The following is a 19,819-nucleotide window of genomic DNA, read 5'->3' on the forward strand; positions in this document are numbered from 1 at the left end:
TATAAAATTATTCATGTGCAGGAAGCTCGACCACGAACCGTGCGCCTTCTCCATGCTCCCCGGGCACACGGTCTTCCACCCACACCCTGCCCTGATAGTCATTGACCAGCGTCTTCACCAGCCTCAGGCCGAGGCCCCTGCGGATCGCCCTCCGCTCACTCTTTTTAATATCGGCGAACAGGTTCTTCTTCTGTTCATCGGGGATGCCAGGTCCGTTGTCCTCGATGGCAACACGATAATACTTTTTACCTTCGTCAATAGCTGTTGTCAGCTCTATATTAATTATAATGGGACCCTGAGAATGCTTAATAGAGTTACCCACAAGGTTCGAGAAAACGTCTAGTAGAAGCTCATTCGCCTCGACCAAGCGATCCGCCACAGGCGTATAATTAATAGTCACATCCCGGCCATGGACGCTCTTGTATTCATCACGTACCTGTGACAGCACCTCGCCCAGGTCAAGGACACGCGGGGGCACCTCGCCGGCCTCAAGCCTGCGCAGCTTCTTCACATTATCGATAAGCTTAGAGCTATGCTCGATGATCTCCAGGGGCTTTTCGACCAGCTCTTTATCCTTACCTTGAAGGCCCAGCAGCTCGATGGCCATCTCAAGATAGCCCATCATTGCCTGGTTCATGTTATTGATGTCGTGGCTCATCAAGTCCACATAAAGCTCCGCCTGCGACTTAGACTTCTCAAGCTCCAGCTCGGCATTTCTCCGCTCGGTGATGTCCTCGTACGTGCCCAGGATGCCCACGACGTTGCCCTCGCTGTCGTGCATGGGGATCTTATTCGTGTCGAGCCATGCGTGCTTTCCGCCTGCCTGAAGCTGGGGCTCGATAATATGATACAGGGGCTTATCCGAATCCATGACCCGGCGGTCGTCTCTCCGGAATGCCTCGGCCTCTTCCATCGACCAGGCCAGGTCATAGTCAGTCTTACCGACAATGTCCTCGGGGGCCTCCACGCCGGCAAAACGCGCGAAAACCGTATTACAGCCAAGGTAGACGGAATTGATATCCTTCCAGAAGACGGCCTGCGGGATATTATCCATGACCAGACGCAGCATTTCCGTCGATTTACGGGCTGCATCCTCCGTCTTCTTACGTTCCGTAATGTCCTCGATCACGGCGATAAAATATTGTGACGTCCGCGCACGGACAATGGAGACGGTAAGATGTATCCACACGATGGAGTGGTCCTTACGTATATACCGCTTATCGGTCGAATACGTATCGGCCTCTCCTTTTATCAAGCCGTTCATACTATTCAAGTCTCTTCCCAGGTCATCGGGATGCGTGATGCTCTGGAAGGTCATTTTTATTAATTCCACCTGCGTATAGCCGGTAATATCGCAAAACTTTTGATTCACGCGTATAAAGTGCCCGTCGAGGGTCAGGTGTGCAATGCCTACGGCCGCGAGGTTAAACGTCGCCCTGAACCGCTCTTCGCTCTCCCGCAGGGCCTCGTCAGCTATATCCCTCTCTTTCTCTGCCCTTTTTAGCGCTTTGACCCGGGCCCTCAGCTCCTTTATTTCTTGAGATACCTGCTCTTCGCTCTTGCTATCTTCCAGTACAGGGTTGGGATGCACGCCTCATTCCGCCGGGTCTGTTCTCTAACGATTAAATTATTAATATAATGTTAAAGCTATATGTATAAATTTCATTTGCTTTCCTGCCATATTATACCAAAATCTCAAAGTACATATATTATAAAATCGAATTTTTATAATACATATTTTTTACATAGTGGCGGAACGGTGACATGCAGTGGCATCGATAAAGGTAAAAGTGATCGTCCTTGTACTCCTGATGATCCTTCCTATTATTTTAATAGGGGCTGCAGGCACCCTGTACTTCCAGTACACCATCCGGCAAACCATATGGGACGACAACCTGGCGCAGGCGAAGGCCATATCCGCGATGACGCCGGAGTATATGGGCGCCTCGCAATTATACCTTACTAGCATTGCGGACCGGCCTCTGGTAGTAAGAGCTATGGAGAACGGGGATACGGCCTTTTTAACTTCGATGGCCGCTTATGCGAACAGCACCGAGCGCATTAACAGCGTGTACTTTACCGATAAGAACGGCACCGTTCTGGCCGCCACGGCTCCCTTGTCCGGCCTGATCGGTACCAGTGCCGTCGACCGGCCATATGTCAATAATGTGACCATGACGGGCATGCCATACATCGGGGATACGGAGCCCGGCATAGACAGGACGCCCGTAGTCGCCATCGGCGTCCCGGTAAAGAACAATAACGGGACGGTGATCGGCGTCATGGTCGGTACTATCGACCTCGACGACTATGCGAAAACCGTGCTCGGCACGCAGGTGAAGAACCAGCAATACATATACCTGGTGAACCGCACGGGCCACATCATCGTACACAACAACCCTCAATATGTGTTAGAGATGCGCGATTATACGTCCGTACCGGCAGTACAGCGTGTACTGAACGGCGAAACCGGCGTTATGGAGAACCATAACCCCGTGGAAAATGACGACCGGCTGGCCGCATATACACCGATAAAGACCCTTGGCTGGGGCGTGATCGTAGCCATACCAGTAAATGTGGCCTACGAGCCCGTCAGGAACGCCACAACATGGATGGTAGCCATTGTCGCCACTACCGTCATTCTTTCCATGATACTAGGGCTCTACGTCGGCAACGGTATTACCTCCCCGATAACGAAGCTCTCGACCGCCGTCAAGATGGCAGGCGAGAGCGAAAATTACCGGCACATGCTGCCGCTCGGCAGGGACGATGAGATCGGGGAGCTTGCCCGCTCGTTCAGCGGTATGATGGATATTATAAAAAAGGATATCGAGGAGCTCAAGCGGACAGGGGACGCGCTAAGAAAGGGCCAGCATATCCTCACGAAGTCTCAGGAGGTCGCCCATGTCGGTAACTGGGCCTGGAACGTGCAGACGGGAGAGCTTACCGGCTCGCCCGAATGCGACCGGATATTCGGTTATGAGCCCGGCCAGGTCAGGCCGTCGCACAATTGGGCTATTTCACGCGTTCATCCCGATGACCGAAAGATCATGGAGGGCCTTATGGAAACCGCGATACGGACGGGCAAGCGCGGGGGCGCGGACTATCGTATCGTGAGGCCGGACGGGACTATCAGGTATGTGAACACGATCGTTGACAAGATCGTCCACGATAAAGCTGGAAAAGTCAAGTGGCTCTACGGCATCAGCCAGGACATCACTGAGCGGAAGCAGGCCGAGGAGAGCATGAAGGAGGCCAAGCAGCGGGCCGAGCTGTACCTCGACCTCATGGGCCACGATATCAACAACATCAACCAGGTCGCCATGGGGTACCTGGAGCTCGCTAACGACCGGCTGCCGCTCAGCGAAGAGGAAAAAGAGCTCATATCCACGCCCCTGGACGCCCTTAAGAGCAGCGCCCGGCTCATCGAGAACGTCCGGAAGCTCCAGCGCTCGAAGGAGGGCGACCTGAAGACGGAGGTCATCGACATGGGCGATGTCCTGTCCGACGTACGGGACGACTACCTGCGCACATCTTCCGACAGCATCGTCATCCGCTATGAGAAAAAGGAAAGCTGCCATGTCCTCGCCAACAGCCTCATACGGGACGTCTTCGGCAACCTCATCGGGAACGCCATCAAGCACTCCGAAGGCCGAAAGCCCGTCGAGATCGATATCCGTCAGGATACCATGGTCGAGAACGGAAAAGATTATTGCCGTGTCGCCATCGAGGATAACGGCCCGGGCATCCCCGACCAGCTCAAGCAGAAGCTGTTCCACCGCTTCCAGCGGGGCGATACGCACGCCCATGGCAAAGGCCTGGGGCTATACCTGGTAAGGACCCTCGTCGAGGACTACCATGGCCGGGCCTGGGTCGAGGACCGGGTGCCGGGTGACCACACAAAGGGCTCCCGGTTCGTGGTCATTTTACCGCTGGCCGGTAACTGACAGCATATTTTATACCTTTTGGCCAAATCGTCCAACTGTGGCGCAATAGTTGGATGATGGGGCGAGAAATCATTTATATGTCACCCGATAAAGTACTGGTTGTAGCATTGCTACAACATACCTTAACCCCCCAAGATCAAGAACAATAAAAACGATGCCGAGGCCAGGGGCCTCGGCATGTGAGAAATGGAGATGTATTGACGTATGAACGAAAACGTTTGCCTCTACAGGGGTGATGCGAGAAAGCCCTCCGGCAGTACCAGGATTTGATCACCTCATACTAACCTCCTATTTTTTTCTGGTCCTCTACTCACCGTTTTCTTGCGGAAAGCCTTTTATGATACTATCGAAAACTAGTATACAATTATGGCCGATGAGGTGAGGGGCGCTACCATTCATTATTTTTCGGGTACGGGTAACACTTTCCGGGCAGCATCAATTGTAAAGAAAAAGCTCGAAGATAACAGGTACCGGGTCCGGCTCTGGAACGTTGAAAAGGGCATGAATAATTCATCTGACAGCCTTGACATTTTTGCTTTTCCCGTATATGCCTATGATGTCCCCGAGATCATGATGCGATACATACATGGCCTTGCGCCGGTAAAGAAAAAGAAGGCGGCGGTCATCGCAGTCCATGGTATGCTCTGGCAAAAGCCCGTAATACCGGGCGATGGCGGCGACCCGGGATACTCTTTCGAGCACGCACGATGGGCTCTATCAAGAAAGGGCTATGACGTATCCTTTACCATGGCGGTCGGTTATCCTCACAGCATATCGATGCTGATCAGCACGCCGCCTCCCGCTGAGATAAGTAAGATACGGCAATCATCAGATAATCGTGTGGAATCGTTCGCGGAAAAAATAGCCGCCGGAACTAGAAGCCTGCAAAAATGCGGCTTACTTCCGATCGCCTATTCCATTTTCCCCGGCATAATTTTCAGCATCTTCGGCCGGCGTGGCCTCGGAAAGCTCTATGTGGCCGACACGGCCTGTATCAAGTGCGGTAAATGCGTTGCGTCCTGCCCGGTAAAAGCTATTCGATTTTCGCTGGGGCACCCGCGATGGGGCTGGAAATGCCAGGGCTGTCAGCGCTGCATTAACATCTGCCCTCAGAAAGCCGTTCAGGCCTCTCTGCCGCGGGCTTTTGCCATGATCGCGGGCCTTTTCATACCATGGAATATGTTTGCCTTTAACCTAATCTCCGCCACACACCCTTCAGGCATATCGGGAACAGCCCTCGAGATCGCCGCATGGGCACTGCTATATCTTATCTTCCTCTTCATCGCAGATAAGCTCATATTCGTGATGGAAGTCATCCCCATAGTAGGGAAAGTCATGAGCCTGAACTTAAGCAGTCCCAACCGGCGATATATGGACCCGCTCTTTACGTCGGTTATAAACGAGGATACAGCTGAAAAAGCCGAAATAAAGATACCCTGATCATTTTATTACGCGGGCAATGTGGCCGTTTTCCCAGGCAATGCCGATGCTCGTGGTGTTAAGCGTTCTGCCGGCCTCTTTATCTATCATCGCCAGGGTGATATGCACGGGCGGCTTATCTTTATCCATATCCTCGGGGCTGTATGACCAGTAGATTTTTCTATCTGTGGTAACGGCGTCCTGCCCGTTATTTTTGACCTTAAAGTCGGGCGATTCCCAGGACAGGAAATAGCCATAATCCGTATGCCAGAGGAAGCTTACGGTGCTATTATTGATCGATGAAGGATATTCGGGCGTCAGGCCGATCCCTACAGTCGATGACATCAGGGGCGTATAGTTCGGCCTGTCTGCTATAATTCCCAGAGGTACGCTGCTTGTTATCGCCTTATACCCGGCGCAGCCGCAGGCCAGAAATGCTATTGTCAGGAGACAGATTATGGCAATGCACTTTCCTCTCATGATCCCTGAATATTTTTATAGCTGCATATATTTAAAGAGGTGTTTTCAAGCAAGAAGTTCTTAAGCTGTGACTTTATTAAAAGACATCAGTATAAAAAGAATGAATGATGCCTCCAGGACCTTTTATGGTAGGAGGCGAAATAATGTTTTAATTCTTATTACGCATCGAGACGATCCACGTCGCTACGCATCCCGCGACTAACAGCGACAAAACCTGCGGGATCACGTAAGGCGTCGGCTGTGGCGTTGCGGTCGGAGTAGACGGTGTCGCAGTAACGGGCTGTGATGTGGGCGCAACGGTCGCAGTGGGCGTTACCGCTCCCTGCCCGGGCATCGGGAAATCCGTATATTCGAATCCCTTATAGACGCGTATCGTCACGATGTTCGAGTCCCTGGAGATGGGAAGCTCCACGAACTTGAGCGACCCGATCGAGTTCGGAGAGACTTTGTCTCCCGTGTAGGTGCGCTCGTCCAGCTTGTACACGTTGCCCTTATCGTCGATGAACTCGAGTTTCAGGTCGCCGTCCTCGGTCGTGTTCCCGTGGTTCTCGTACTGGTAGAACAGGCGGAACCATTTCACACGCTCGAGGGGCGTGGTGGTCTGAGTGCTTCCCTTACGGTCGTCACCGATCTCGACGTACTGTAAGTGCGCCTCGACCTGGCTTCTCAGCCCGTATGCCGAATAGCCCAGCGGTATCGTCACCTGGTCGGCATGCGCTGCCGGCGCGGATACCATGCCCAGTGAAACGATGAATAGCAGCGCGACTAAGGCGCTCATCATTCGAGACATGGTTGCTTAATTATTCCCGGCTTAGCTTTAAACTTTCTGATAGGGCGGACCACCTCTTATTTATAAGTAAAAGATGAGAAAGGACACTATTCCAGGGGCATCCTATGGCAGAAGTCACGGATAAGCGGCTCATTCTCCTCATCACCTGCATGTCGGCCTTTATAACGCCGTTCCTCTCGTCCTCGATCAACATCGCCCTTGTCTCTATCGGCAAGGAATTCCCGGGGACCGACGAGATCATGCTGGGCTGGGTGGTCACGGCGTTCCTGCTGTCCGCGGCCATATTCGTAGTGCCGTTCGGGAGGATCGCCGACATTTTCGGGCGCCGCAAGTTCTTCATCGCGGGATTGGGCGTCATCGTAGTCTCATCTTTCTTATGCTTCATCTCGAATTCTGTGCCGGTGCTCGTAGCGTCCCGGGCTATCGAAGGGTTTGGCGCTGCAATGATCTTTGGGACGGCCATGGCCATACTAACGGCGGCTTATCCGGCGAAGGAGCGGGGAAAGGTGCTCGGCATCAACATGGCGGTCACGTATACGGGGCTGTCCCTCGGGCCAGTCCTGGGCGGCCTCATCACGCAGTACCTAGGCTGGCGGTACATCTACGGCGGCATCATGGTCTTTGCCCTCATCATCACACTTCTCGCATACTTGCTGATAAAGGACGAATGGCGCTACCCGGAGACGGAAAAGTTCGACCTTCCCGGCACGGCTCTCTATACGGTCATGCTCTTCTCCCTCATGTACGGGCTTACCGAGGTCCCCGGAGCCCATGGCTTCGCATTGATAGCTCTCGGTCTGCTCATAATGATCGTATTCTTCTGGTGGGAGTTGAGGAATAAGAACCCCATCCTGAAGGTGAGCGTATTACGCAAGAATACGGTGTTCATGTTCTCCAACCTGGCGGCTCTTATCAACTATAGCGCCACGTTCGCCGTATCGTTCCTGCTTAGCTTCTACCTGCAGTATATCCGCGGGTACGATTACCAGACCGCCGGCATCATTCTTATAGCTGCGCCCATTATTCAGGCCGTCTTCTCCCCGCTCACAGGGCGCCTCTCGGATAAGGTGGAGCCCCGCGTCGTGGCCTCCGCAGGAATGGGGCTTTGCGTGCTGGGCCTGGCCTTGTTTGCCCTGCTTACCCCCGAAACACCGCTCATCCTTGTTATAGGGGGACTGGCCTTCATCGGCCTGGGCTTTGCGCTCTTCTCCTCGCCGAATACGAGCGCCATCATGGGCTCGGTCGAAAAACGTGACCTCGGTGTCGCATCGGGCATGGTCAGCACCATGCGCCTCATCGGCCAGGTGATGAGCCTGGGCATCGCCATGCTGCTCTTTTCCCTCTATATGGGCCGCATCGAGCTTATTCCGGGGCCGAATCCTGCGCTGATGTCCAGCATTCAGACGGCTTTTATCGTTTTCGCCGTGCTTTGCGTGCTGGGCTTGATCGCCTCGGTGATGCGGGGTGACCTGCGGAAGAAGGAAGTGCCCGTGCCTGCGGCCCCACAGAAGCATTAGATATTACCTTACATATTCAACGTTTTAAAATACTATTCTAATATGTAACAGCTGCTGCATTACATGCCGTATTCCACATGGCGCTGGATAGTTCGGTCGGTATCACGAACCTCTCCAAAGGAATTACACCACTAATTTTCTTTTATAATTTTACTCACTAAATCCCTGAGCCTCTAAAACACCGTCAATGCCCGAACTCCCTAATACTCTGGGCAGTGCCCAAACGCTCGAAGCCTCAAACCCGAAAATAAGGCTCTAAAACTCGAATACACGTTCGAAACGCTAAACGAGCAGGCACCAACACTCTAAGGCTCAGTTAAAACGCAAACTCCTCGAACACCCTAAATACCGGGGAACGACCGGGCTCTTAGAGTGTTAGTGCTCCACTGTTTAGCGTTTCAAACGTGTATTCGAGTTTTAGAGCCTTCTTTTCGGGTTAGCGCGTTAGAGGCTTAGAGCACTGCCCAGAGTGTTTGAGAGTTCGGGCATTGACGGTGAGCTAGAGCATTCGAGGCTTCGTGAGAAAAATCTAAAAAGAAGAATTCGTGGCTTATTTCCTTTGGAGAGGTTCGAGATACCGACCGAACAAATCAGCTAGAACGCTATAGGTATTTGTCGATGTCCAGTATGTTCCCGTCAACCCATATCGATGGATTATCGACGACGCCGTCCATGTGCAGCGGAACGCTCACGTCCCCGCCGAAGGCGGCGTTGCTGCCCAGCGCGAAGTGGACTGTATGGGCTACTTTCTCGTCCTCGAGGAGTAGGCCGCAGATGCGGGCGGCAGGGTTCATCCCGATGCCAAACTCGGCCAGGTTCATCGCCTTCGGCCCGAATCCGGCGAGTATCTTTTCAAGCTCTTCAGCCCTTTCACCCTTTATCGAGTAGGCCATGCCTCCCTTGACCTCTATCCTGAGCGGCGATTTGAGCTTTCCCAATCTGCCCATTGTGACGTCGACAACAATAATGCCTTCAGCGTTGACCGGGGCTACATAAACCTCACCGGCAGGCAGGTTCGTAAAATCTCCTGGCTTGTGGGCGATGCCCGAATCCGTGTGAAATTCTCTGCCACCATACTCAACCCGGATATCAGTTCCTTTTTCTGTCGTGATGCGGGCTTCGCTGGTCCCGTTCAAGTGTCCGGCCAGGTGCCGGATGTTCTCGTCCATTCGCCGGTAGTCCACGGTCATGCCGCCGCCCGTGAATATGCCCATGACGAAGTCCGTGCTCCGGGCGCCGAACGGCATGGTGGCGATGCGAGCGCCGTGTTTCACTGCCCTGATCTTCGCCTGCGTATGGGATAGCGATACTTTAGTGATCGCGATGATGACATCCGCATGGTACATCGCGTCGGCGACCACGAGCGGGGGCTCCTCGCCGTTAATGGTGCGGGGCCTCATCTCCAAATAAATTGCATCGTTCCCTGCAGCCAGGGCAGCCTGGTAAATTGGCACGCCCAGGTCCTTCCGCAGGCTGTCCGTGATGACGAGGACGGACTCGCCGGGCTTTACGCCCATGCAATCCTTTATTATGCGGCCGGATACGTCCGCGACGGTGGCCAGCTTAGAGGTATATGCGCCCGGATACATGTTAGGATAAATAATCTAAGAAAAATATCAATTTAATACTATCTTGAATAATTATTAAATGGAAGGGAAACGGACAGGGCTAATACCATCGCCGACGCCATAATTATAAAAACCTGCATCTCATAGTTCTTTATATGCAGTCGGCCACAGACAGCACCACGAAAGCCGTAGTGGCCATAGTGGATTTTCTCACGGCCAACTGGGAGAAGCTATTATACACCCTCCTCATCGTCATCATCGCGTTCGCCCTCATACGGGTCCTGAAGGCCTTCATCGGCAAGTTCGGCAGGGACGAGGCGCTGACGCCTGGCACCGTCAGCTTTCTGCAGGCGGTCGTCAAATACGGCATACTCTTCTTCGCCGCCATCAACATCCTGGGCATTTACAGCTTTACCTACATCTATTCGCTGATCCTGAGCCTGGGCCTTATCAGCGTAGTCATCGCGCTCGGCTCGCAGACCATCATCTCAAATCTAATGGGCGGCATCATCGTGTACATCGAGAGGCCCTTCAAGCCGGGCGACATCATCAAGGTCGGCGAGAACACGGGCGAAGTGGACGGGATCAGCTTCCGCTCGACCACGCTCCGGGGCCTGAACGGGCTGAACATCGTCGTCCCTAACTCGACTTTCCTTACGGTGCCCATCGTTAACTATACCCGGACCAGGTCGTACCTGCTAAAAGTTCCATTCGTTATGCCCCGGGCCACGGATATCTCGAATCTGCTGTCGGCAATTAAAGAACACATTCAATCGCTTCCCGGCGTGCGCTACGACATGGACATGCACGTCTATAAGTCGAAGATCACCCCGGACAATATCGACTACGAGTTCCATGTCTGGGTCAAGGACCCCAGGGATTCCGAAAGGGCCACATCGGCCGTTATCGACGTGATCAATGACTTTTATAAGAAACCATTAAAAGAGAAGGCCTGAAGAGGACTTTCCGTTTCCCCTCTCAAACGAATAAATTAATTTGTTCCCGATTACACAGTAAGATTTAATATATTACGACGTTTAATCAATAAGTACAATTGGTTAATTCTCGATCGCTTAATCGGGGTATATAAATGGTCGGATCGATGCCGGGCGAAGACAGGATCGTGGACGATAATTCCAGCCAGAAGCTTTTTAGTGAACAGGTAAGTCGCCTCTACGATGCGCTCGATGCCGATAACACGGCCGCCGCCCTTCAAATCATTGAAGCCATGGGCGATAATAAAAATATGCTGGCCATGGAGCCGCTAAGTGTGCTTCTAGAATACCCTGACGAGTCTATACAGGCCGGCTCCGCCATGGCGCTCGGCAAGATCGGCGATAAAGCGGCCATACAGCCGTTGTTAAATGCCCTGAAACGCTCTTCCGATAAAGTCAACGTCAGCGTCGTAACAGCGCTGGGCATGTTCGGCGATAAAAGCGTGATCGGGCCTATTGAGAGCATACCGCTGACGCCCGATGAGCCCAGGCTTATTAACGCGGTCAGGAGCACCGTGTATAAGCTCAATCATCCCGAAGGCCCTGATGCGAGCGCTCCGGAGCCCGAGGAGGGGACGTCGGACGTAGACCTCGTGATGCTCGTGGAGAATAAGCTCGAGGAAAAGAAGCCTTCGCCGCCCGAAAACCAAAAAAGCCCCATACTCGCGGCCGTTTGCTCATTCCTGGTGCCCGGCCTGGGCCAGATCTATAATGGCGAAGGCTATGCTAAAGGCTTCATGTACTATGCCGGGATATACATCGGGTACCTGCTTCTTATCATTCCGGGATTCGCGTTATGGCTGTACAGCATATATAATGCCTACACGACGGCGAATAAGATCAACACGGGCGAGGTCGTGAAACCCGAGCCGTCTTTAGTAAGTATCCTTATCTATGCGGCGCTGACAGTCATTGTCATCCCGCTGATCATTACCATGATATTTGTCGTGCTCATTTTTGCCCTGATATTCCCGATGTACGGGTATCCAGGTTAAGTTTTTTAAAAGGTAAGAGAGCCCCCTGCGAGTTTCGACCGGATGGATATCAGCCGATCATAACCCGAGCATATCTTGTGCAAATACTCCCACTCCAGCAAGCTTAAATATGGGAATAAACGTATACGTATTTTGGGTTTGGATTGGAGTAACTGATGAGAAAATCTCATCTCTATCCGTTGATTGTTCAGCGATGGCTATAGAAATTTTGGATATGAGAGCCTCAATTTACATTCCCGCCTGGCCGATGCTCGGCCTACTCCTTTTACAAACGTGTCCATGTAGCCCGGCAAGGACAAACTGAAAATAATGTGAAGCGGCCCATGCGCCTGTTTGGCACTTGAGCATGGTTCCGCATTATCAAATGGGGATGGGAATAAACATGAGTATGGATTCAGTTGTGCAAGAAGCACTGAAATACACAGAAATGGAACGCGAGTACAGGAACGATAAGGGCGAGAACACTGCCGGTAGCGACTTCGAGGATTTTGGCCTCCCTCGTATCAAGATCGTAGGATGCGGCGGAGCCGGAAACAACACCATCAACCGATTATACAACATCGGCGTCGGGAGTGTCGAGACAATAGCCGTGAACACCGATAAGCAAGGACTTGACATGGTCAAGGCCGATAAGAAGATCCTCGTGGGCAAGTCCCTGACCAGAGGATTGGGCGCGGGCGGTTTCCCGGAGATCGGCAAGAGAGCGGCGGAACTCGCGAGAGGCACTTTGCAGGAAGTCCTTAAAGACGCAGACTTAGTATTCATCACCGCAGGCATGGGTGGCGGAACGGGCACCGGGACCGCACCGGTCGTTGCCCAGGTCGCAAAGGAGCAGGGCGCCATCGTCGTTGGCATGGTCTCCACGCCATTCAAGGTAGAACGAGCGAGGATCGTCAAGGCAGAAGAGGGTATCGCCGAACTAAGATCCGCGGCGGACACGGTCATCGTGCTTGACAACAACAGGTTGCTCGAATATGTGCCGGACCTGCCTCTGGAGCAGTCGTTCTCTGTCATGGACCAGCTGATCTCCGAGACAGTAAAGGGCATATCCGAAACGATTACGAAGCCATCGTTGATCAACCTGGACTTCGCTGATGTGAAGGCCGTCATGAACGGAGGCGGCGTCGCTGTGATGCTCATCGGCGAGGCAAAGAGCCAGGATAAGTCCGACAACGTCGTAAGGAACGCGCTCAGTCACCCGCTGCTCGACGTGGATTGCCGTGGCGCTACCGGCGCTCTGGTGCACATCACCGGCGGGCCTGACCTGACCCTGAGCGATGCCACGAACATCGCAGAGTCGTTAACGTACGAGATGGACTCTAACGCTAACGTTATATGGGGCGCAAGGGTCCAGAAGGAATACGAGGGCAAGGTACGAGTGATGGCCATATTGACCGGCGTGCATTCGCCGCAGATCATGGGCAAAGGCCAGAAGACTAGTGCCGCAACCAATGATGACAGTGCCCCGATGGGCAGGCTGAACATGCGCGGCGGCTCGAAAGTGTCCAATTCCATCATCGATGCTATCAAGTGAAGCGGCCTTCGCTTCACCATTTTTATATGAATAAACTCAAAAACCAAAATGGACGCAAACCTTTTCTTTTTTATTTATTTTTGCTGTGTTGAATTACTATCATCTCGCCCATGCTGTCAAATCCCATTAAGAGGTTTAAGTCCGCGAAGACTGTTCGAGCCCGAAGACCGCTAAGCTTACGCGAAGACCGCGAAGACTATCTTAAATTAATTATGACTTTTTAGACTTAACCATCTAAATGATCTTTTAAGGCAGCGCCTCCAATGTTCAATATTTTTTCTTTATTCTCCATTCATTTACAGTTATGCCTTGGTTGAGTGTCCAATACACAGGGTCACGGGGCCACGGAGTACGCACGAAGATTCTTTTATATGCGAGACACGGAAGGGGACAGAGACGGGTTTATACTTAACTGAGAGACAGAGTTACACAGGGCACGGCTTACCATAAACCGGCTCAATTACAACAATCCCATGAGTCAGTTAGCAGGTTTATCGCCAACCGGGCCCCTATAAGTTCTACCTCTCAGTTCGCTCGGAACAGTCTTCGCGGGCTTGCACCTATTCGCGGGCTTAAAACCGGGACTGGTCAGATAAATGGGGCTAGTTCAACACAGCATTTATTTTCAGTTATCGTAATAACAAGCGCAACTCGCACATTTGGCGTCTGAGGAGTGATACTCAGAAACACTAAAATGGCTTTAATGAAAATTAGTTTTTTTTATCTAACGATTATAATAAAACATTCATTTTGTTTTAAAAAAAGTAAAAGAGCCCCCCGGCAAGATTCGAACTCGCGACCTGCTGATTACAAGTTAAAATTAAAATAAAAAAGTCGGTCCGAAATATTTGTGGATTCGGACCAATCTTTAAAGTCCGAAGGTAAATTTTTGTGTAGAAAAACCGGACGGAATGGTGGGAGTCATTAGGGTAGATGTGGATGCATCTGGCCGAATGCCATGAATATGATGTTCCATCCTACCCCAATCACGATTAACAAGGCCCAGAGCACGATGAACACGGCCAGTATTGCGAATGCGCCCTTGATTAACAGAGCCAATATTGTGCCTGCGTTCTTGAGTAACCGGTTAATCAGGTCATAACCAGATTCAAGGATGTCTAAGCTTGGCATTGATATTCTCCCCTCCAGGCGGGGGTCCAGCACAGCAATAGCTACAAAAATAATAACCGGAAAGAAAACGATTCCCAGTAATAATAAATTACCAAAACAACAATAAGTAGCAAGTGCATTAGGAGCAGGTGTGACCATTTACATCACAATTATTTAATTAGAGCAATTTACTTGTTATTAAATGCTTTGAATCATAAAACTTGAAAGATATAAAATGAAAAAAGATGAGCTTTGTACCTATATAGTCGAGTCTGGGTGACGAGAATTAAAATATATAGATTATAAAAAAGTAGCTTGGAGATTTATACCCCAAGCCCATAAGTCCCCGGCGAGATTCGAACTCGCGACCTGCTGATTACAAGTAAGCGATTCGTGGCCTTTTTCTTAAAATCAAATAACTGTGGACTTATTTTCTCATCCCTGTCAAGGATTATACGATTTCCTAGTCAGAAGGTGAGAAGTTTCATGAAAGTGAAATCAACCAATGGGAAGGTCGTGCCGTAGGATACAATAAGTATAAATCAAAATAAGCCATGTAAGCATGTGCTTGAAAAAGCATATACTGACTGCGAAAGCCGTAAATCGAAATACTCTGAAAAGGGGACTTTAAACCACACTACTAAACCAAAACCAGTAACGGCCAAACCACTATATCCCGCTTTGAGGGAACCACCTACTAAGGGCCGTGAACCTAACCTTAAACCTAAACCACCTACAAAACCCCAAAACACCTACTTTTTCGTTGGCCGTGGTCAGGAGGTTAGGTCCAAAATGTACATATCTGAAGTTCACCTGGAGAGTTACCTCCTTGACACTCAAGGATTGAGTAATAAAAACGTTGAAACGATCGTACGGAACATTCGTGCCATACAGCGTGTATGGGGCGTATTGGAACCCTCTAACGAGAACGCCCTACTACTAAAAGCGGCCATGAGACAGAAAGGCCGTTCGCCTAACGCCATAAGACAATACCTTTGGGCCATGAAATATTGGGCCAAGTCCTATGGTAAGGACATCGACTTTAAGGCCGTCCCTTTGCCGAAGCCGGAAAAGACAGTTCCAAAGATACTGGACTTTCAGGTGGTACGCGATATCATCGAGGACGAGGGCCTGTCGATACGGGACCGTGTCATATTCATGGTGTTCGCCTTTACAGCTTGTCGCGTGGGCGAGCTAGCCTCGATTAACATCGGGGATATAGATCATAAGGCGAGAACTCTCCTAATCCATGATACAAAGACGAGAAAGGAAAAGGTCGCCCCGATACCGCCCAGGTATTACAGCATCCTTACCGTATATCTAGATGCCAGGGCTCGATACCTTGCACATATCGGCCGTAACACTGATGCGCTTATCGTCAGTGAACGCACCTGGACGGATGGAGATGGTAAGCCCCATAACGAGTTGACCAGTGACGGCATTAGACAGGCCATATACCGCATTGGCGAGCGTTACGGCATAGACGGGCCGTCCCAACCTGGGGAGAGGCGTAAGCGTATGTTACACCCTCATACGATGAGGCATACCGCTACTACTAAGCTGATGGATCAGCTCGGCAATCCTGAGGAAGTCATGCGGATAACGGGCCATTCGAGTTCGGATATGCTCGATTGGTATTCGCATCCCCACATGGAACGCATAAAGGCCAAAATGGAAAGCTTCAGTTATTAGCGAGGCCCCACGATGACCGGAAATGCTCGTCTCCAATCCCCGGGCCTTTGCTATAAAATTTTTTTCAGCTTGAACCCGACCGCGCCGCCTCTTCACCCAAATTTTGGAGGCGGCGCAAAAGCAAGGCGCGCTAGGGGGCAGCCCGTAGGGGGAACCTTGCGCGCCGACAGGATGCCCAAGCTGGTGGGGACTACGTGCGCGCCAGGCCCACGGGGGCTACGCATCGCAAGCGCGAAGGCGCTGGCGGGCCGGAGGCCCGCCTTCCCTTGACCGTATATGAATAAGTTAGAAAATAAGAAGGAAGGAAAGCAATAAATGCCGACTAACTGCATCAAGCCCATAGGATACGGTCAAAGCACTACCACAGGAGAACGATTCCACATCCCATGTAAGAAGTGGGATTGCCCCGTTTGCTCTAGGGTAAGAAAAAACAAATTGTTGGACGATGTCAACCGGTTCTTTCGTGGGGAACATGTCCGGTTCATGACGTTGACAGAACGATCTACGGCCAAAAACAAGGATAAAATAATGAAGCACTACCGGAGGCTAATGGATAATCTAAAAAAGGAATATCCGGGCCTAAAGGCGTTCTGGGTAAAGGAATTCACCAAACGGGGCGTGAGGCACCTTCACGTAGCGTTAAATATGTACATCCCCCAAGCCAGGATAAAGAAATTGTGGACGAGAGCAACTGACGGGGAAAGCTACATCGTGCATATTGAGGATACTTGCGAGGTACGCAATGCAGCTGGATACATGATGAAGTACATGACCAAACAGCTAGAAGGTGGTGACAACTTCAAAACCCACGAAAGGCGATACGGATTCAACGGCGAAAAAAGGCCTAAACCTCCAGAATGGGAAGGTAAAGCGGAAGGCGAAATAGAAGTAGAAATAGATCCGCACTTCAATCCCCAACTCAAAATACTGGTTCAACTACTACAATACGAACCAAATCGCATATGGCCCCTCCTTCATTGAATACATAAACCTTGCAACATGCAGCGATATTGCAAAATCCAAAATAAGAATGATAAAATATGAAATGGGTGATGACATGCCCATTATCTAATTTTCTACAAAGCAGTTATATCAATTGTAGATTAACTAGTAGAATGGCGAGTATATGCACGGCCATAGTATTTTTATTAATAATGATGCACCTGACGGCTCAATTTGTGAGATATGCAGTAAGCCTGCACCCTGGAAAATGTATTGTAAGGATTGTGGGCATGTACTTCGATATTTCTGCGATGAACATGCATATCTGAGCCAGGGCGATGAAAAATTAGAAAGACAAGTCAAGAAATCATATAAGAACAACAAGCCTTTGAAGATAGGAAGAGAACTTCAAACGGCTATGGACGAATGGCAATCTTATGTGAAAATGAGTTAAGTAGTTCAGTAGCAAACTACATATATGATGTAATCTCGATTGTTCTTGAGGGATTCTTATGAAGATTATGGACTTTATAAGAGGGAACTGGTACAACATAGGATTGGTTGTTGCCTTTGTTGCATTGCTCTATTTAGTTTTGGAATATCCGAATATGGGTGTATTGCAAATTTTACTGTTGCTTAACTTTGTGGCCATTTTAATACATCAATTCGAGGAGTATGGTTTCCCGGGTGGCGAGCCGGCGGTCATGAACATGGTATTACAGCCTAGTTCTACTCCTAACAAATACCCCTTGAATCAAAATTCGGCCATGATCACTAATGTGGTTGTTACTTATTTGATGTACTTAATTCCAGTATTCTTCCCTAATATAATATGGCTTGGATTGGCTCCCATATTATTTGGCATGATGCAATTTATTGTTCATGGCGTAATGACCAACTTAAAGCTCAAATCACTTTATAATCCGGGGTTGGGGGCCGTTGTTTTGCTACACATACCCATAGGATTATACTATATCTACTACATCCAAACCATGGGCCTAGCGAGTATCTGGGATTGGGTAATCGCAATCGTATACATGGTCCTCGTGGCGTTCATCGTTGTAAACAAGATGACCTATTCGTGGTTGGCCGACAAGAATAGCCCCAATATTTTCTCTGCAGCTGAAATGAAAAGGTGGAACGTCCAAGAGAAATTAAATAAGCTTCATGGGGGAAGTCCCAAAAATTAACAATTTTCAACTTTTTGTTCTGTTTGACTTCGAGGTCAGTAACCTATTGGTATAAGTGAGGAGGGACGAAATTTTAGCAAACGTTTATATCGTAATTAGTTATTGTTTTCATTAGAGATCGTATCATCAGCATATGAGGTCAAATGTCTATAAATTTGGCTTCATTTGTCAGCATTAGAAAATAAGCCCGTTAGGAAAATAAAGACTATATTTGGTTTTAAAAAGGAAAAGAGCCCCCGGCGAGATTTGAACTCGCGACCTGCTGATTACAAGTCAGCCGCTCTACCAGGCTGAGCCACAGAGGCATCTTGAAAAAGCATAGACTACATACCTGAACGCCCTATTTAAAATTTACGCAACGGCCAGAAAAGCACAAACCAATATATTTGCTTTAATTTACTATGAGCAAAAAGATTAAGACCTCATAGCGATTATAGAACATCGGGATGGAAAGGATGAGCTTACTCTATCAATTCTTAGGGTACACTCCTGAAAATTACAGCAGGGTCAGTGTGGCCCAGTACGAACTGCTAATGTGCCTCACAAAGCAGCAGGTCGACCAGGAACTACAGCAAGCGTGGACTCCGATCGTCGGGTCCCTTGAACACAATATCGCATTATTTTGCAGTGAGGGCCTCTTAGAGGAGGCATCGCTCGAAGAAAAATTCGATTCCAAGTACAGAGTTGCAGACATCAAGTCGCTTTTAGAACAGCATCAGATCTCAATGAGCCCGAAGGCCCGGAAGTCGGAGATGATCGCCCGGTACCTTGACTGTATACCGGCCAACGTGGCCTCGAACGAGGTCGCCGACATCAGGCGTTACCGGCTGACGGGGAAAGGCAAGAAACAGGTCGAATTCTACCTGGCCAGCAAAGAGATGGCCCGAAAGACGATGGAGGCGAGCGCCATGGCATACCTGATGACCGGAGACCTCACCCGTGCCGGCCAGCGCATCGCTCTCTACGAGTCTCAGCAGGTATTCTCCAAAGGCCCGGGCATTGATTGGTCGAAGGGCATGCCCGAGGCGTACCTGAAGCTGGCGGCCTACCTGCTCGCTCACGACTACAGTGAGCTCCCGCTGCTCGAGACCCAGCGCAAGGAGGTCGGCGCAAAACTGGCTTTATCCGCGCTGCTGGGCGAGACGTATGCCGATGCCGGCAAGCGTATCCTGGACGTGTCCAACGGCGAGTTCGGCTGGACCGTGTTCGGGAACGTGCTCAGGACAAACCCGTGCTGCGGCTACGCGACGACGTGCAACCTTGACGATCCGCTCGAGATCGCCCAGCTCTATGCCCGTATGCGTATGGGCGAAGCGTGCACGAACATGGATCTCGAAAAGCTGTCGGCGCTAAGGCTGGGCAAGGGCATCAAGATCCTGCCCGCCAACGGTAACCACTGTATCTCGTGTACGAGGGGTAAGCACCAGTACTCGTGGTCCGAGATACAAAGCCTGCCCCGGCTTCCCAAGCAGTGGGGCTGCATGTGCACGTACTCGGCCTGGATATAAAGATTACTAGAACATGGATGCCCCCGCCCCCACATACATTCTATCGGGGCATCCCAATTTTTTTTAATTTAAATTATTTATAGTAGGCCTGTCATATTGCTCAGTAATAGCTTGTATGAGGTGATTTTATGG

General features: G+C 50.5%; 15 protein-coding genes and 1 tRNA gene. 10 read left to right on the forward strand and 6 right to left on the reverse strand.

The window, feature by feature from the left end:
* Nucleotides 1–7 precede the first annotated feature (7 nt).
* Complete coding sequence (locus tag MCP_RS07000; RefSeq protein WP_012900138.1) at nucleotides 8–1,591, reverse strand: PAS domain-containing sensor histidine kinase; 1,584 nt, start codon at nucleotides 1,589–1,591, stop codon at nucleotides 8–10.
* A 178-nt stretch (nucleotides 1,592–1,769) separates the two neighbouring features.
* Between MCP_RS07000 and MCP_RS07005 the strand changes: the two genes are divergently transcribed.
* Nucleotides 1,770–3,947: a sensor histidine kinase gene (locus MCP_RS07005; RefSeq protein ID WP_012900139.1), complete on the forward strand. Its 2,178-nt coding sequence runs from the start codon at nucleotides 1,770–1,772 to the stop codon at nucleotides 3,945–3,947.
* A 366-nt stretch (nucleotides 3,948–4,313) separates the two neighbouring features.
* The gene (locus tag MCP_RS07010) at nucleotides 4,314–5,387 is read left to right on the forward strand and encodes an EFR1 family ferrodoxin (RefSeq protein WP_012900140.1); all 1,074 of its coding nucleotides are present in this window, start codon (nucleotides 4,314–4,316) and stop codon (nucleotides 5,385–5,387) included.
* On the opposite strand, the gene MCP_RS07015 is transcribed toward MCP_RS07010, so the two are convergent.
* Complete coding sequence (locus tag MCP_RS07015) at nucleotides 5,388–5,846, reverse strand: hypothetical protein (protein ID WP_012900141.1); 459 nt, start codon at nucleotides 5,844–5,846, stop codon at nucleotides 5,388–5,390.
* A 148-nt stretch (nucleotides 5,847–5,994) separates the two neighbouring features.
* Entirely contained in the window at nucleotides 5,995–6,636 is a 642-nt protein-coding gene (locus MCP_RS15940; protein WP_012900142.1) for a hypothetical protein, read from the reverse strand.
* A 104-nt stretch (nucleotides 6,637–6,740) separates the two neighbouring features.
* Between MCP_RS15940 and MCP_RS07025 the strand changes: the two genes are divergently transcribed.
* Complete coding sequence (locus MCP_RS07025) at nucleotides 6,741–8,153, forward strand: MFS transporter (RefSeq protein ID WP_012900143.1); 1,413 nt, start codon at nucleotides 6,741–6,743, stop codon at nucleotides 8,151–8,153.
* Between the two features lie 602 nt (nucleotides 8,154–8,755).
* Here the strand turns inward: MCP_RS07025 and MCP_RS07030 are convergent.
* Nucleotides 8,756–9,742: an aminopeptidase gene (locus MCP_RS07030; RefSeq protein ID WP_012900144.1), complete on the reverse strand. Its 987-nt coding sequence runs from the start codon at nucleotides 9,740–9,742 to the stop codon at nucleotides 8,756–8,758.
* Nucleotides 9,743–9,876: 134 nt separating this feature from the next.
* Here MCP_RS07030 and MCP_RS07035 point away from each other — a divergent pair, with 134 nt between their 5' ends.
* From MCP_RS07035 to ftsZ, 3 genes are all read left to right on the forward strand, one after another.
* Entirely contained in the window at nucleotides 9,877–10,677 is an 801-nt protein-coding gene (locus tag MCP_RS07035) for a mechanosensitive ion channel family protein (RefSeq protein WP_012900145.1), read from the forward strand.
* Nucleotides 10,678–10,811: 134 nt separating this feature from the next.
* Nucleotides 10,812–11,711 carry a HEAT repeat domain-containing protein gene (locus MCP_RS07040; protein WP_012900146.1) on the forward strand — a complete coding sequence of 300 codons (900 nt, stop codon included), beginning with the start codon at nucleotides 10,812–10,814 and terminating at the stop codon, nucleotides 11,709–11,711.
* Nucleotides 11,712–12,099: 388 nt separating this feature from the next.
* Nucleotides 12,100–13,245 (forward strand): cell division protein FtsZ, encoded by a 1,146-nt coding sequence (ftsZ, locus tag MCP_RS07045; RefSeq protein WP_012900147.1) that lies wholly within the window; start codon nucleotides 12,100–12,102, stop codon nucleotides 13,243–13,245.
* 924 nt (nucleotides 13,246–14,169) lie between these two features.
* Here the strand turns inward: ftsZ and MCP_RS07050 are convergent.
* Entirely contained in the window at nucleotides 14,170–14,514 is a 345-nt protein-coding gene (locus MCP_RS07050) for a hypothetical protein (RefSeq protein WP_012900148.1), read from the reverse strand.
* 750 nt (nucleotides 14,515–15,264) lie between these two features.
* Here MCP_RS07050 and MCP_RS07055 point away from each other — a divergent pair.
* From MCP_RS07055 to MCP_RS07065, 3 genes are all read left to right on the forward strand, one after another.
* Entirely contained in the window at nucleotides 15,265–16,047 is a 783-nt protein-coding gene (locus MCP_RS07055) for a tyrosine-type recombinase/integrase (RefSeq protein WP_158301460.1), read from the forward strand.
* 483 nt (nucleotides 16,048–16,530) lie between these two features.
* Nucleotides 16,531–17,028 carry an inovirus Gp2 family protein gene (locus MCP_RS07060; protein ID WP_145972511.1) on the forward strand — a complete coding sequence of 166 codons (498 nt, stop codon included), beginning with the start codon at nucleotides 16,531–16,533 and terminating at the stop codon, nucleotides 17,026–17,028.
* A 473-nt stretch (nucleotides 17,029–17,501) separates the two neighbouring features.
* Nucleotides 17,502–18,179: an HXXEE domain-containing protein gene (locus MCP_RS07065; RefSeq protein ID WP_197525932.1), complete on the forward strand. Its 678-nt coding sequence runs from the start codon at nucleotides 17,502–17,504 to the stop codon at nucleotides 18,177–18,179.
* Nucleotides 18,180–18,410: 231 nt separating this feature from the next.
* On the opposite strand, the gene MCP_RS07070 is transcribed toward MCP_RS07065, so the two are convergent.
* Nucleotides 18,411–18,484 (reverse strand) — tRNA-Thr (locus MCP_RS07070).
* A 141-nt stretch (nucleotides 18,485–18,625) separates the two neighbouring features.
* Between MCP_RS07070 and MCP_RS07075 the strand changes: the two genes are divergently transcribed.
* Nucleotides 18,626–19,687, forward strand: a complete 1,062-nt coding sequence (locus MCP_RS07075) for a hypothetical protein (RefSeq protein WP_012900153.1) — start codon at nucleotides 18,626–18,628, stop codon at nucleotides 19,685–19,687.
* The last annotated feature ends 132 nt before the right edge of the window (nucleotides 19,688–19,819 follow it).

This window comes from Methanocella paludicola SANAE (assembly GCF_000011005.1).
GTDB classification, from domain to species: Archaea; Halobacteriota; Methanocellia; order Methanocellales; family Methanocellaceae; genus Methanocella; species Methanocella paludicola.

Coding starts and splice junctions, on each gene's coding strand:
- MCP_RS07010 (WP_012900140.1), top strand. CDS start 4,314: ATGGCCGATGAGGTGAGGGGCGCTACCATTCATTATTTTTCGGGTACG.
- MCP_RS07015 (WP_012900141.1), bottom strand. CDS start 5,846: ATGAGAGGAAAGTGCATTGCCATAATCTGTCTCCTGACAATAGCATTT.
- MCP_RS15940 (WP_012900142.1), bottom strand. CDS start 6,636: ATGTCTCGAATGATGAGCGCCTTAGTCGCGCTGCTATTCATCGTTTCA.
- MCP_RS07025 (WP_012900143.1), top strand. CDS start 6,741: ATGGCAGAAGTCACGGATAAGCGGCTCATTCTCCTCATCACCTGCATG.
- MCP_RS07030 (WP_012900144.1), bottom strand. CDS start 9,742: ATGTATCCGGGCGCATATACCTCTAAGCTGGCCACCGTCGCGGACGTA.
- MCP_RS07035 (WP_012900145.1), top strand. CDS start 9,877: ATGCAGTCGGCCACAGACAGCACCACGAAAGCCGTAGTGGCCATAGTG.
- MCP_RS07040 (WP_012900146.1), top strand. CDS start 10,812: ATGGTCGGATCGATGCCGGGCGAAGACAGGATCGTGGACGATAATTCC.
- ftsZ (WP_012900147.1), top strand. CDS start 12,100: ATGGATTCAGTTGTGCAAGAAGCACTGAAATACACAGAAATGGAACGC.
- MCP_RS07050 (WP_012900148.1), bottom strand. CDS start 14,514: ATGGTCACACCTGCTCCTAATGCACTTGCTACTTATTGTTGTTTTGGT.
- MCP_RS07060 (WP_145972511.1), top strand. CDS start 16,531: ATGACGTTGACAGAACGATCTACGGCCAAAAACAAGGATAAAATAATG.
- MCP_RS07065 (WP_197525932.1), top strand. CDS start 17,502: ATGAAGATTATGGACTTTATAAGAGGGAACTGGTACAACATAGGATTG.
- MCP_RS07075 (WP_012900153.1), top strand. CDS start 18,626: ATGGAAAGGATGAGCTTACTCTATCAATTCTTAGGGTACACTCCTGAA.